This is a genomic window from Selenomonadales bacterium, assembly GCA_018335585.1.
GTDB lineage: Bacteria > Bacillota > UBA994 > UBA994 > UBA994 > UBA994.
In genome coordinates this window covers 1-13,317 of record JAGXRZ010000017.1, presented here as the reverse complement: position 1 = coordinate 13,317, position 13,317 = coordinate 1, and the positions used below count along the sequence as shown (strand labels likewise).

Genomic DNA, 13,317 nt, shown 5'->3' with positions numbered 1-13,317 from the left:
GAGAGCATCAAAAACGCTATCCCCAAGGCGGAGCGGATGCTTGGCAGCCTGCTGGAAGTAAGCCTTCCTTCGTTGACGGTGCCGCCGGAGCCGCCAGGGCAGCCGGTAGCGGCGGGAGCATACGGCCAGGGCGGCCCGCTGGTGGTGGTGGAGAATATGACCGTGCGCGCGGAAACGGATATTGAGGAGATCAGCCGCAGGCTGTACCGCTATATCGAGGCGGCTAACCGGGGGAGGGGGAGATTGTAATGGGGCACTTCTCGTTTGCCGGGGAACACTGCGGCAGCTACTCCGTTTATCTCCTGCGCTCCCCTCTCTCCCTTTTTCCGGGGGTGCGGGAAAAGGTGATCGTCATGCCGGGCAGGCATGGCGTCTTCAGGATGCCGCCCGACTTTGAAACTCGCGTGCTCAGCTTGGACTGCTGGCTTAAAATCGCGTCATATGAGGAGCTCTATCAGCAGCTGGACCGGCTGCGCTCCTGGCTGAACCCAATGCGGGGAGCGCAGCGGCTGGTCTTTGACGACTCGCCGGACAGGTATTATCTGGCCACCTGGGCGGATGCGGATCTGCAAATCCAGGTAACGGCAAGCCAGGGGCTGTTTACGCTGCGGATGGCCTGCGACGACCCCTTCGCCTACGACCTGGCGCCGGATGAGCTGTTCATAACGACAAGCCCCTACACCCACTATCAAAGGGGGACGGCGCCGTCAGACCCCCTCTTTTTGCTGCGGGGCATATCGGGCGGGGGCAGCCAGTTTCTGACGGTCAGAGTCAATGAGGAGCAGTTCACCTACCGGGGAGCGCTCTCCGCGGGGGAGCGGCTGGAGGTGGATGGCCGGCAAAAGACGGCCGTTCTTGTGCGGGGGGAAAACAGGGAGAAAGCCTTGCACCTGCTGGAGCGGCCAAGCTTCCCCCAGCTCACGCCAGGGGCCAACACCATTCAAGTGGTCGCGGCAGGAGGCGCTTCCTGGTCAAACTTAGAGATAAGCTGCCGCAACCGCTGGCTGTAAAGGAGGGATACCGTGGCTAAGACGCCATTTAAAAGAGTAACAAGCAGAGAGATCTACGGAGCGGACATCTCCGGGCTGCAGGACGCGGTCAACAAACTGGAAACGGTGCTGGAGATGGACGTGGCCAGTATTGAGAACCATACGCTTTCCCCCGTGGAAGACCAGCCGGAGGAAACCCTGCACCGGCGGATTTATGAGGGGGATATGCGCAACTGGCTGGAAAGCCCCGCGCCTGTGATCAGGCGTAGCGGCGAAACCGTTCCCGCGGGGGAATATATTCTCTACGCCGCCCAGGGGATGGTCGTCTTTCATGAGCAGCAACCCCCCGGCGTCACTATCGCTGCGGATTTTTCTTATGTGCACTCTACCTCGCCCTTTAGCGGCCACGTGGGCGCGGGCGGCACAGCACATACTGCCGCGACGGCTGAAACGGCCGGGTTTATAACGGCGGGCGACAAGCTGCGCCTGGACGCGCTGGATTATCTGCGTTACCGGCGGCTCGGGCTGTACCACGCCGGTATCACCGCCGCCGGGATGGCCCCCTTGACCACCGCGGCCAACAACATCGACCTTTTGCCGTTTTATGTGCCGGCCGCCCAGTCTTTCGACCGCGTCGCCGTCAATGTCACTACCGCCGCCGCTGGCAACGCGCGGCTCGGGGTATACGCCGACAGCGGCGCGGTCTATCCGGGCGCGCTGATCCTTGACGCCGGGGTAGTGACCACAGGCACGACGGGCATCAGGTGGCTGGAGGCGAATTTAACGCTTCTGCCCGGCCTTTATTGGCTGGCGCGACTGCAGGACGCTACGCCGAGCCTGCAGGGCCTGGCCAGCACGGGCATGCTGGCGCTGGGCAGCGAGGATTTGGGGGCGGCCTGGATTACCGGCTACCGGCTGGCCAGGGCCTACGCTGACGGTTTCCCCGCCGCCTTTCCATTAGGCGCGGCGCAGATCACCGGGGCTAGGCCCGCTGTCTTCCTAAGGAGGGCGTAGCAGTGTATAACAGCGGCAGGCGGTATAACACAGGGCCTCTTTACAACCGCATCCTTCTCCCCTGGCACCCGGTTCCCTGGTATGACCGGCTGGGCTTCGCCGTGCCTGTCGTCGTCAACAAGCAGATGGAGCCGGTCGCCCTCCTGCACGACGCCTATGAGATCATCGTGCACCAGACCCTGGGCAGCGAAGACCGGCTGGAGTTCAAGCTGCCGGTAAAGCCCGGCGCGGAAGCTTTGGAGACCGGCATGATGCTTGACCTGGCGGGGAGCGTTTACCGGGCGATGGTGCTCGCCAACGAGGAGGACGACTCGGGGGCCAGGTACTGGCAGGTTGAAGCCTGGGCGCTGTGGTACGATTTGCTGAAAGCTCCGGACGCGCCCGCGCGGGAATGGGAAAACGCCGTAGCGGCGGATGTGCTTGCCTACCTTTTATCAGGCACGGGCTGGCAGGCGGGGGACGCTCCTGCCTCCTCCGTCCGGCCCTTCGTTTTCCGGGGCGGCTGCAACCGCCTGGAAGCGCTGCGGGAGATGGAGCGCCTCTTTCAAGTGGAGCTGGGTTTTCAGACAAAACAAAAAACGGTGTCCCTGCGGGACGCCGCGGGGGAAGAACGCAACGTTTTCTTTTTAAGGGGGAAAAACCTGCGCCGGGCCCAGGAGGAAAGAAACGTAATCGAGCAGGCGACCAGGGTTTATCCCCGGGGCAGGGGCGGCCTGACTATCGCCACGGTGAACAGCGGCATCCCCTATCTGGAGGTGGAGAGCGGCTACGATCCCCCTCCTTCTGCAGTCCTTGTCGCAGAGGAATTCACCGACCCCAACCAACTGAAAGAATATGCCCAGGCGTTTCTCTCCGCCGTCAGCCAGGCGCAGGTAAGCTATGAGTGCGGTATTGTCGACCTCTCCGCCCTGCCGGGTTATGAGGGGGAAAAGGTCAGCCTGGGCGATGTGGTGACGGTTTACGACGAGGATTCCGGCATTTATGTCAAGACAAGGGTCGTGCGCATGCGCTATTTTGTGGAGGAGCCCTGGCGGAGCGAAATCGAGCTGGCCGCTGTCCGCAAAGACCTCTCGGAGACGCTCAGCCAGGTTAAGCACTCCGTGGCTTTGTTTGATACGGCGGATATGGTGGACAAAAAAGACATCGAGCAGCTCTCCGTCTTTAACCTGCTCCTAAACTCCCGGGCGGAGAGCGGTACCGCATACTGGATAAACGACGGCTGGACGGTGGATGGCACAAAGGGCTATTCAGGCGGCGCGTCTTTTAAAGCTGTGGGCGCGCTGGGCGTATCCAAGACGCTGACGCAGACCGTGCATCCCGCCCACCGGGACAGCTATGTGTTAAGCCTGCGGGCGGCCTTGGAAAATGTCCAGCTGGGGCCAAACGGCAGGGTCGGGGTTGAGGTGATCATCCATTACGAGGACGGCAGCAGCGAAACGCGGTTTGTTTCCCTGGTCCTTGAGTAAGGAGTTATGCGCCATGGCATTTTTTGAGCCTTATGTGCAGTCTGTGTCCCCAAGCAAAAAAGTTGAGAGAATCGAAGTGCGCCTTTGCCTGGAGGACGCAAGCGGCCAGGTCAACATCGCCGACATCGTGCTGCAGGGCGGCAGGCTGGCTACACTGTGGAACGGCCACCCCGCGGAGCTGCGCTTCTCCTTTGAGTAGGTGCGGAAAATGAAACGTTACTTATTTCGTTTCGCGCCGGAAGAGGGGAAACGGTTGGCCAGTATCCGGGCCCAAGCGGTAATCTCTGACGCCGCGGGCTCTTTTTTGTTTACGGACGTGATGCTCCAGGAAGGAAAGCATTTAACCGGCTACTCCCAAAACACCAAGGAGATGCTGCAAAAACTGCGGGAAAACGGCAGCCCGTCCCCGCCAAAGCACTACAACGCCGTGGTAAGGGGCGCTAAGACCTTGATTGTCCCCAACCGTGGCGCCTACTGGGCGGTGGAGCCGGGGGCGGTAATTGTGCCCACGGCCTTGGACTTTCACATCAGGGCAAAGGAAAACTTAAGCAAAGGCATCGCCTTGGGGCAGGACCGGCTGACCAGGCTTTTTTATTTCCCGCAAGTGCTGGCGAGCAACCAGGAGTTAGCGGTTATCGGCACTGAGCGGCGGGTATCGCAAGATGGCAGCCCCGTTCAGTTTAAAGGCCGGTTCCTCTATGCCGCTTGGGGCAATCCCCGCTTCCCTGTTACTCTGCTGGGGCTGGACGCGGGACAGGCAACTTTGCGGCCGGAGCCTTCGGCCAGGGTGCTCATCGCACTGCAGGAATGGCAGCTGGCGGAAGGAGGGAAAAGGATATGAGCGGTATGCGGCAGGAAGGCCGGGGGTTTATGACCTGGTCTTTCTTAAAGACCACCCGGGCCAGGCAAGAATGGTGGGATTACGGCGACAGGATAACCCATATGGGGCTGTTTGATTTTCTGGTGCCTGACAACACCGGGCGGATTACCGGCACTATACCCGCCGCCGATCTGGAAAGGGTAGCGCGCTGGCCGCATATCACCCACCTGCTGACGGTCAGAAACGACGGCATCCTTTCCCGCTTTCGGGCCATCGTAGAGAACACAGGCGGTGCGCAGGACATGTTCATCAGCGAGCTGCACCGCATTCTGGATATGTACCCTTTCGCCGCTGGGGTGGATATCGACCTGGAAAAAGGGCCGAACGACAACCCGGATGGCGTGGTGGCCCTGGCGAAGAGGATCTACGAAAGCATTAAGAGCCGCCCGACACAACGCTACGTGCATTGGGACTTGCCGCCCATGACCGGGGACGGCGCGCCGTCCTGGGAGCGCTGGTGCGATTACCGCCGGATGGAGCCATATTTTGATACCTGCGTGATCATGAGCTACGCCTTTGCCTGGGCAGGCAGCGCTCCCGGGCCCATCAGCCCGGTGTGGTGGATGGAGGAGATCTATGACTATTCGGTAACGCGGATACCGAAGGAGAAAATCTTTCTCGGCATCCCCGGCTTCGGCTTCAATTGGCGCATTGATAGGCGGCCTGTCCCGGGCGCTTACCGGGGCAGCGGCGGCACCTTCCTCGCCTGGCTAGGCTGGCAGCAAGGGGATTTTACTTTTCACGAGCTGCAGCCGCGCCTCCCCTTTGCCGGGTTTCTGGACGAGGACAGCCAAAGCCCATACCTTCTCCTGCACATCTACGATTACCAGGAAGGCATGGACGCGGCGCGGGTTACAAGCCCCATCTCTAAGGTTTCCGGCCAGGCGGGCCGGGTCAGGCGGAATTACCTGGTCGCCTATGAAAAGGAGCCGCGTTATGAGTTTGCCGGGCAGGTTACGGACAGGACAGGCAACGGCTTTGACGAGGTTTCCGGCGCTATGACGGTGGGCAGCGGCTGGATTTCCCCCAGGGCGCCCCAGCTTCTCCCCGTCCCGCCGGGTTCGCCTCCCGGTACTCAACCGGTGCTGGAAGAAGAGGGCCTGGCCCTTTTTTCTTTTTCCGTCCCCCAGGCGGGGGAATATGACTTGGCGGTAAGGGTGAATTGCCCCTGGTGGAACCGCCAGGTTTTACAGCTGCGGCTAAACGGGGCACCGGTGCAAATCGGGCCGTTTCCCGACTGGTACCCCCTTCATCGCCGCACCCACTGGCTGAAGGCCGGGCGGTTCCATTTGTCTGCCGGAAGCCACACCCTGGAGGTACACGGCGCGGGCAGCCAGTATGGTACGCAGTTCTGGGGCTTTAGAGTCTGCTCGCAGTTTAATTTTATCATGACCGGCGGCGAGGCGGAATTTACCCTTACCCCAAGGAGGCTAAAAGACGTAAACGGCACCCTCGTGCTGCCGGAGCGGTATATCCTCACCCCTGAAGTGCTGCGAAGCGCTCCGGAGCACGCCTGGGTCTGGTATGACGACTTTAGGGACAACACGCTCGCCTTCTACAGCCGCAGCGGCGGGGCTTGGAGCGTTGATACGGACCCGGCAAGGCGGGTGTTAATCCAGTCCGACCAGGCAAGCGCGGACGCCCAGGCGCAACTTTCTTACTTTGGGTTTGGCGACCTGAACATCCGGGCCAGGCTGCGCATGACGGCGGGGAGCGGCACCATGGGCATTGTTTTCAAAGCCCAGGGAGTAAACGATCTATATCTGTTTTTGCTGCGGCGCGGCACACAGACGGCGGAGCTTTGGCAAAGGCAAGGCGGGATATGGACAAGGCTGCAGCCGGACGTGGCGCAGGGCGTGAGTTTAAACACCTGGTACACGCTGCGGGTGCGAAGTCGGGGAAACGAGCTGCACTGCTGGGTAGGGACAACCAGAGTGTTTAATTTGACGGCGGCTCTCCCCGTCTCCGGCGGCTTCGGGCTGCGCACCAGCGGCGCGGCCTGTGAGTGCGGCCTGCTGGATGCGGGAGACCCTTATGTTTATGTGCCGCAGGAGGCCCTTGACGTGGCTCTGCCGGATGGCCAAATCCAGACACTGGGGCGCATTCAGCGCAGCGGCGTGACATGGCTTGAACCGTGGGACTACTTCCGCTTTGAAGGCCCCGGGGAGGAGCCGGCGACCAGGCAGGAAAGCATTTCGACAGACTTCGACTATCTGCACGCTGATTCTTTCGCGGCTTTTGACAGCGACAGGGCTGTTACCTTCCGGCTGCGCGACCGGGGGCTGTGGCTTACCCAGCTTTTCCTAGGGGACGCAAGGGGGTTCTCCATCGCCCACTACTCCGATGCGGAACATTTCGATATGCTGGCTAACCTGGCGAAGCACAGATGGGGGTTAAAAGGGGTCGGGTTGTGGGCGCTCGGGCACCAGGACCCGCTGGTATTTCGATTGCGTTCAGGAATCGTTTAGGCACTCTTACGAAGCTAAACCCCGGATACGGGGAAAGGGGGCAATTTTTCAATGAAAGTATTCTGGAACTGGGTACAGGCGGCCTTTACCGCCATCGGCGGCTTTCTCGGCTGGTTTTTAGGCGGGCTGGACGGATTTCTCTATGCCTTAATCGCCTTTGTGGCCATCGACTATCTGACCGGCGTGATGCGTGCCGTCATGGAGAAGAAACTATCCAGCGAGATCGGCGCCAGGGGCATCTTTAAAAAGGTGCTCATCTTTGTGCTGGTGGGCGTGGGGCATATCGTCGACAGTCAGGTGATTGGCAACGGCGGCGCGATCCGGACGGCGGTAATTTTCTTTTATTTGAGCAACGAAGGCATTTCCATCCTGGAGAACGCCGCGCATGTGGGGCTGCCTATCCCCGAGAAACTTAAGACGATTTTGGGACAGCTGGGCTCCCGCGATGACGAGGGGGCAGACAAATGAACCTGCGCACGTTAATTCTCACCAACAACGCCTGCTACAAAGCGGGCAGGACAATTACGCCAAGAGGCATCATGGTTCATTCCACCGGCGCGAACAACCCGTGGCTGCGGCGTTATGTCGGCCCGGACGACGGGCTGCTGGGGAGGAACCGGCACAACAACCACTGGAATCAGGACAGGCCGGATGGAAGAAGTGTCTGCGTACATGCCTTTATCGGGAGGCTTGCCGACGGCTCGATTGCCACTTACCAAACGCTGCCGTGGAACCATCGCGGCTGGCACTGCGGCAGGGGCGTGAGAGGCTCCGGCAACGACACGCACATCTCATTTGAGATCTGCGAGGATAACCTGACCGACGCCGCCTATTTCAACGCCGTGTACAAGGAAGCCGCTGAACTGTGCGCTTTCCTCTGCAAGGAATACACCTTTGATCCAATGGCTGACGGCGTTATCATCGGGCATTATGAAGGGCATAGGCGTGGCATCGCTTCAAACCACGCAGACCCCGGTCACTGGTTTCCAAGGCACGGGAAGTCGATGGACACCTTCCGCGCCGAGGTCAAGCGGCTGCTCACGTCGGGTGAAACGCCGAAACCACCCGCGCCAGCGCCCACCGAGCCGAAAAAGCTGTACCGCGTTCAGGTCGGGGCGTTCAGCTCCAAGGCAAATGCCGACGCCATGCTCGCCAAGGTAAAGGCGGCGGGGTTTGTCGACGCTTACATCAAAACCGAATAATTCGCACGTTTCGGTTGCCAACTGACCCCTCGCTGTCCTGTGGATGGTGAGGGGTTTTTTCCTTTTCCCCTCGGAATGGGAGGCGACCGTATGACCAACACGCAAAAACAACGAATCGCGTATTTGCGCGGCAAAGGCGACAGCTACGCCGCTATCGCCGACGCGCTCGGCATATCCGAAAACACCGTCAAGTCCTACTGCCGCCGGAGCAATATCGGCATCGGTGAGAAAGCCGAACAAGCCGCCACTATGGACGCTTGCGCCAACTGCGGCCGCCCCCTGGAACATACGCCGGGGGCGAAGCGGAAGCGCTTCTGCTCCGACAAATGCCGTATGGTGTGGTGGAAGGCCCACCCCGAAGCCGTAAACCGCAAGGCAGTCTACCGTTTCGCCTGCCCGGCCTGCGGAGCGGAGTTCGAAAGCTATGGCAACGCCCACCGCAAATACTGCTCCAGAGCTTGTTTCGGAGCGGCGAGGAGGGCTTCCGTATGAACAAGGAAGAAGCAATCCTCCGCTATAAGGCGGCTATGGCGGTGTTCAAGAATTGGTTTTTGGACGGCGTTATTACCGAAGCCGACCTGCTAACAATTAATACACTGCTCGCTCAGAAATACGGTTTATCCTCGCGCAGTATATTCCTCGAAAAAGACTTGCTATGTAAGGAAAACAGAGTGATATATGGTACTGCGAAAGGAGGCCGTTATGGGCAGAAAGATAACGAAAATTGAACCTACGGCGCAGATGCCAACCAGACGACGGGTCGCGGCGTATGCCCGCGTTTCCTGCGGGAAGGACGAAATGCTCCACTCCCTGGCGGCTCAGGTCAGCTTTTACAGCAACCTGATACAAAGCAAGCCGGAATGGGAGTATGTCGGCGTGTACGCCGACGAAGCGGAAACCGGCACAAAGGGCAGCAGGCCGGAATTTCAGCGGCTGCTTGCCGACTGCCGGGCAGGGCGTATCGACCTCGTCCTCACAAAGTCAATCAGCCGCTTTGCGAGGAATACCGTGACCTTGCTCGAAACTGTCCGAGAACTCAAAACCTTAAGCGTCGGCGTGTTTTTTGAGGAGCAGAACCTGCACTCGCTCTCAAACGACGGGGAGTTAATGCTCACCATCCTCGCAAGCTACGCACAGGAAGAAAGCCGCTCGGTCAGCGAAAACCGTAAGTGGCGTATCCGCAAGGACTTTAATGAGGGCAGGCCCGCGAGCAACATCCGCATTTACGGCTTCGACTACAAGGACGGCAAACTGACCGTCATTCCGGAGGAAGCCGAGGTGGTGCGGATGATATTTGCCGACTACCTTTCGGGGCTTGGCAAGAACGCCATTATGAAGAAGCTGGTCAGGCTCGGAGTGCCGACGAAATGCGGCGGCCGATGGTCGGAAAGCACGGTGGGCTCTATCCTCGGAAACGAAAAATTCATCGGCGATATGTGCCTGCAAAAGGCGTTCGTCGCCGATCACATCACCAAGCGCCAGAAGCAAAACAACGGCGAGCTGCCGAAATACTACGTCGAAGGTTCTCACGAGGCGATTATCGACAGGGAGACTTTCAATTCAGTACAGGTTGAAATGGCACGGCGGGCGGCAAAGGCGAACCACCCCCGTAAGCTTACTTTCAGTGAATTTTCGCGGGTTATCACCTGCGGCCGGTGCGGGGCGAAATTCCGCAAGAAGATGAACGGCGTCGGCACGAAGTACGCCAAGGCATCGTGGGCTTGCGCTACCTACACCTATCGCGGCAAGCACGAGTGCGCAGCCAAGCGGATACCCGAAGATATCCTCAAAGAGAAATGCGCCGAGGCCCTGGGGCTTGAAAAGTATGACGACGCCGCGTTTGCGGCCAGGGTCGCCTCGATAACCGTTCCGGACGACGGCGTTCTGGCGTTTGCCTTTAAGGACGGCTCGGCGCGGACGGTCATTTGGGAGAACCGCTCCCGCCGCGAAAGCTGGACGGACGAGATGAAGCAAGCCGCCCGTGAAAAGGCCTTGAAGGGAGGCGGCTAGAATGGCTAACGTACGGGTCATCCCAGCCACTGTTCCCGCCCTCTCGGCACAGGAAAGGAACCCGGCGGTCAAGCGGCGCGTCGCTTTCTACGCACGCGTCAGCACCGACTCATCCGAGCAAAAGACTTCATACAACGCTCAAGTGGACTACTACACGAAATTTATCCAGAGCCATCCCGACTGGGAATTCGTCGGCGGGTACACGGACGAGGGCATTTCAGGGCTGAACACCAAACGGCGGGAAGGCTTCAAGCAAATGGTCTCCGACGGCTTGGCGGGCAAGTTTGACTTGCTCGTCACCAAGTCGGTCAGCCGCTTTGCCCGAAACACCGTGGACAGCCTGACCACCGTCCGCAAGCTGAAAGAGGTCGGCTGCGAGATATGGTTCGAGGAGCAGAACATATACACTTTGGACAGCAAGGGCGAATTGCTGATTACGATAATGTCCTCGCTGGCGCAGGAAGAGAGCCGCTCTATTTCGGAAAACGTGACTTGGGGTCAGCGCAAGCGCATGGCCGACGGCAAGGTGAGCCTGCCGTATGCCCAGTTCCTCGGTTATGAAAAGGGCGAGGACGGTTTGCCGAAGGTAGTCCCTGCCGAAGCGGATATTGTGCGGCTGATATTCAGGCTGTATATGGAGGGCAAGACCTTCTCGGCAATCGCCAAATACCTCGGCAGTTATGGCATCCCTTCGCCGGCGGGTAAGAAAACATGGCAGACGGCGGTGGTGCGGTCAATCCTGACCAATGAAAAATACAAAGGCCACGCGCTTCTGCAGAAGACCTACTGCTCGGACTTCCTCACCAAGAAGATGGTCAAGAACACTGGCCAGGTTCAGCAATACTACGTCGAGGACAGCCATCCCGCCATCATTGAGCCGGACGAATTTGACGCGGTTCAGGTAGAGATAGAGCGCCGCCGCTCGATTGGCAAACCGACAAGCTGCACGAGCATTTTCGCGGCGAAGATTATTTGCGCCGACTGCGGCGGGTGGTTTGGTAAAAAGGTCTGGGGCAGTTACAGGGGCGATAAGACTTACCGAAAGGAAATCTGGCAGTGCAACGACAAGTACAAGCGGCTCGGCAAGCCGGGCAAGGGCTGCAGTACGCCGCATATCACCGAGGATGAAATCAAATCCCGTTTCCTCACGGCGTTCAACAGCCTGATGAGCGACCGCGACGGGTTGATCGAGGACTGCCGCCTTGCCCAGGGCGTCCTCTGCGACACCGCGGCGTTAGATGCGGAGCTCGCCGAACTGCACCGCGAGATTGAGGTAGTCATGGAACTTTCCCGAAAGGCCATCTACGAAAACGCCCGGACCGCCGTCAACCAGAAGGAATGGGCGGAGCGCAACAAGGCCTACCTTGAACGCCACCGCATAGCATTGGAGCGGGTTGACGAGTTGGAAACAGCCAAGCGGGAGCGGCTCGGCAAGGCGAAGATTATCGAGGGCTTCATTCGGGATATCGAAAGCCGACCGCTCGCCATCACCGAGTTTGACGAAAAGCTATGGCTTGCGGTCATTGACGCCGCCACAGTCGGTCGGGATGGCATGGTGGTATTCAGGCTCAGGAACGGCTCGGAGGTCACTGCTTAACACTGAGAACCATAATTGCAACCGAGTACGGCTCGTCTTTAGGCGGGCTGTTTTTATGGTTATTTTCATGAGAACCCTTTTATCGGAACAAGTATGCAGATTGTCTCTATGACTGCTAATAACTGCGTTTGCTGAGGGGGGCACTCGCTACCGTTTCTAGTTTGGCGTTGCTTTTGAGCATGGGGTAGCGGTATAATAAATGAAGGGTTTTTGTGTGCGCTTTGAGATATATGACCAGTGACCAGTATCTATATTATACCGAATCGAGAGGTAAAAGATGGTAAATGAACAAACATCAATTCATGATTTTGACTTAAACTTAATTTGTGAACTACATGTAGGATTGGAACGGCAAGGGCCTGGTAGTCCTGAAATAACTATTAAGGCATTAAGTTTTCTGGATAATCTTAATAAAACTTCACGGGTAGTAGATTTGGGCTGTGGAACTGGTGGGCAAACAATGGTTCTCGCACAAAATATCACTGGGAATATCACTGGTGTTGATTTTTTCCCTGATTTTATTAATGCTCTTAACGAAAATGCCAAAGAATTAAATTTCCAAGAAAGAGTAAATGGCATTGTTGGCTCAATGGAAAATCTTTCTTTCCAAAAAGAAGAATTTGACCTTATATGGTCTGAAGGGGCTATTGCCAATATTGGTTTTGAAAAAGGCTTGAACTATTGGAAGGACTTCCTCAAATCAGACGGCTATATTGCCGTAACATATGAGTCGTGGTTTACCGATGAACGCCCCGAGGAAATTGAAAAGTGGTGGGTTGATGCTGTTCCTGAAATAAGCACAATAGGGCATAACATTTTAATAATGCAAAAATCGGGATATATTCCCGTTGCCGCATTTACATTGCCTGAAAAATGCTGGACGGATAATTATTTTATTCCGCGAGAAGCAGCAGGAAAAGCACTTTTGGAAAAATATACTGGAAATAAAACCGTAGAGGCTTTTATTGCGAATATGACGTATGAGGCGGGATTGTATTCAAAGTATAAACAGTATTATGGATATGTTTTCTATATCGGCAAAAAAATATAAAAATAGTGCGCCGCCACTCCGCACAACTTCCCTAATTCTGTTCTTTGGAAGAGGCCTGGGCGCAGAATCCCGTAAAATTAAATCTTACTTTTTGCGTGAGAGTACGGCTCGCCTTTGGGCGGGCTGTTTTTTGATTGACCGAAGTCTTAATTTTAACGGGTCGGTGTATCGTTAAAAGATACTCCGATTTTCGGTGCAAATTTTAACGATTATCTTTCTTTTAACGATTTGCCCCTTGAGCTGCCTCGGAAACAGCCACGGTTCAAGTCAAGTGTTCTCCGAAAAAGCCCTCTGGAAAATACCAACTATTGATACAAGGCAAAACGCACAAAGCCCGAAAGTGGCTTGTATCAGGCACTTTCGGGCAAAACAAAAACCACCTATCCGACAAACATAGTTTATCAATAGATGGTAGATTATTTGGTGGAGGTGAGGGGAATCGAACCCCTGTCCGAAAGAGAACCCACAGCGACTTCTCCGAGCGCAGTCAGTGTTTTGGGTTTCGCCGGGCTGTCGCCCGCTGACAGGCTACAGTACGGCTATCTCGATGAACTTCCCCTGACACCTCCGAGAATTGGTGATCGGGTATCCCGCTTTTTTGACCCCCTGGCCCCGCACCGCGGGAGCAGCGGGCAGGAGG

14 protein-coding genes and 1 other RNA gene are annotated in these 13,317 nt (G+C 57.4%); 14 read left to right on the top strand and 1 reads right to left on the bottom strand.

The genetic code is table 11. The features are described 5' to 3' along the window. From KGZ66_02275 to KGZ66_02210, 14 genes are all read left to right on the top strand, one after another. Window positions 1–249: hypothetical protein (locus KGZ66_02275; protein MBS3984414.1), on the top strand; the 249-nt coding region annotated here is incomplete at its 5' end. Next, a complete protein-coding gene (locus KGZ66_02270) occupies window positions 249–1,010 on the top strand; it encodes a phage tail family protein (protein ID MBS3984413.1) in 762 nt (253 codons plus the stop codon). The genes KGZ66_02275 and KGZ66_02270, both read left to right, overlap by 1 nt. A gap of 12 nt (window positions 1,011–1,022) precedes the next feature. Further along, the gene (locus tag KGZ66_02265) at window positions 1,023–2,003 is read left to right on the top strand and encodes a hypothetical protein (GenBank protein MBS3984412.1); all 981 of its coding nucleotides are present in this window, start codon (window positions 1,023–1,025) and stop codon (window positions 2,001–2,003) included. Window positions 2,004–2,005: 2 nt separating this feature from the next. Next, entirely contained in the window at window positions 2,006–3,469 is a 1,464-nt protein-coding gene (locus KGZ66_02260; protein MBS3984411.1) for a phage tail protein, read from the top strand. Window positions 3,470–3,482: 13 nt separating this feature from the next. Further along, entirely contained in the window at window positions 3,483–3,668 is a 186-nt protein-coding gene (locus tag KGZ66_02255) for a hypothetical protein (GenBank protein ID MBS3984410.1), read from the top strand. 9 nt (window positions 3,669–3,677) lie between these two features. Beyond that, window positions 3,678–4,310, top strand: coding sequence for a hypothetical protein (locus tag KGZ66_02250; GenBank protein ID MBS3984409.1), 633 nt, complete (start codon window positions 3,678–3,680; stop codon window positions 4,308–4,310). Further along, window positions 4,307–6,817, top strand: a complete 2,511-nt coding sequence (locus KGZ66_02245) for a hypothetical protein (GenBank protein MBS3984408.1) — start codon at window positions 4,307–4,309, stop codon at window positions 6,815–6,817. Before KGZ66_02250 ends, KGZ66_02245 begins: the two co-directional genes overlap by 4 nt. 51 nt (window positions 6,818–6,868) lie before the next feature. Then, window positions 6,869–7,285 carry a phage holin family protein gene (locus tag KGZ66_02240; GenBank protein ID MBS3984407.1) on the top strand — a complete coding sequence of 139 codons (417 nt, stop codon included), beginning with the start codon at window positions 6,869–6,871 and terminating at the stop codon, window positions 7,283–7,285. Then, window positions 7,282–8,019 (top strand): N-acetylmuramoyl-L-alanine amidase, encoded by a 738-nt coding sequence (locus tag KGZ66_02235; protein MBS3984406.1) that lies wholly within the window; start codon window positions 7,282–7,284, stop codon window positions 8,017–8,019. Before KGZ66_02240 ends, KGZ66_02235 begins: the two co-directional genes overlap by 4 nt. A 90-nt stretch (window positions 8,020–8,109) precedes the next feature. Then, on the top strand, window positions 8,110–8,511 hold the full coding sequence (locus KGZ66_02230; GenBank protein ID MBS3984405.1) for a helix-turn-helix domain-containing protein: 402 nt from the start codon (window positions 8,110–8,112) through the stop codon (window positions 8,509–8,511). Then, window positions 8,508–8,747 carry a hypothetical protein gene (locus KGZ66_02225; protein ID MBS3984404.1) on the top strand — a complete coding sequence of 80 codons (240 nt, stop codon included), beginning with the start codon at window positions 8,508–8,510 and terminating at the stop codon, window positions 8,745–8,747. The genes KGZ66_02230 and KGZ66_02225 overlap by 4 nt, the downstream gene beginning before the upstream one ends. Continuing rightward, window positions 8,722–10,029 (top strand): recombinase family protein, encoded by a 1,308-nt coding sequence (locus KGZ66_02220; GenBank protein MBS3984403.1) that lies wholly within the window; start codon window positions 8,722–8,724, stop codon window positions 10,027–10,029. Before KGZ66_02225 ends, KGZ66_02220 begins: the two co-directional genes overlap by 26 nt. 1 nt (window position 10,030) lies before the next feature. Further along, a complete protein-coding gene (locus KGZ66_02215; GenBank protein MBS3984402.1) occupies window positions 10,031–11,626 on the top strand; it encodes a recombinase family protein in 1,596 nt (531 codons plus the stop codon). A gap of 277 nt (window positions 11,627–11,903) precedes the next feature. Further along, entirely contained in the window at window positions 11,904–12,677 is a 774-nt protein-coding gene (locus KGZ66_02210; protein ID MBS3984401.1) for a class I SAM-dependent methyltransferase, read from the top strand. A gap of 421 nt (window positions 12,678–13,098) precedes the next feature. Here the strand turns inward: KGZ66_02210 and ssrA are convergent. After that, window positions 13,099–13,317: a transfer-messenger RNA gene (ssrA, locus tag KGZ66_02205) on the bottom strand; the annotation flags it as partial.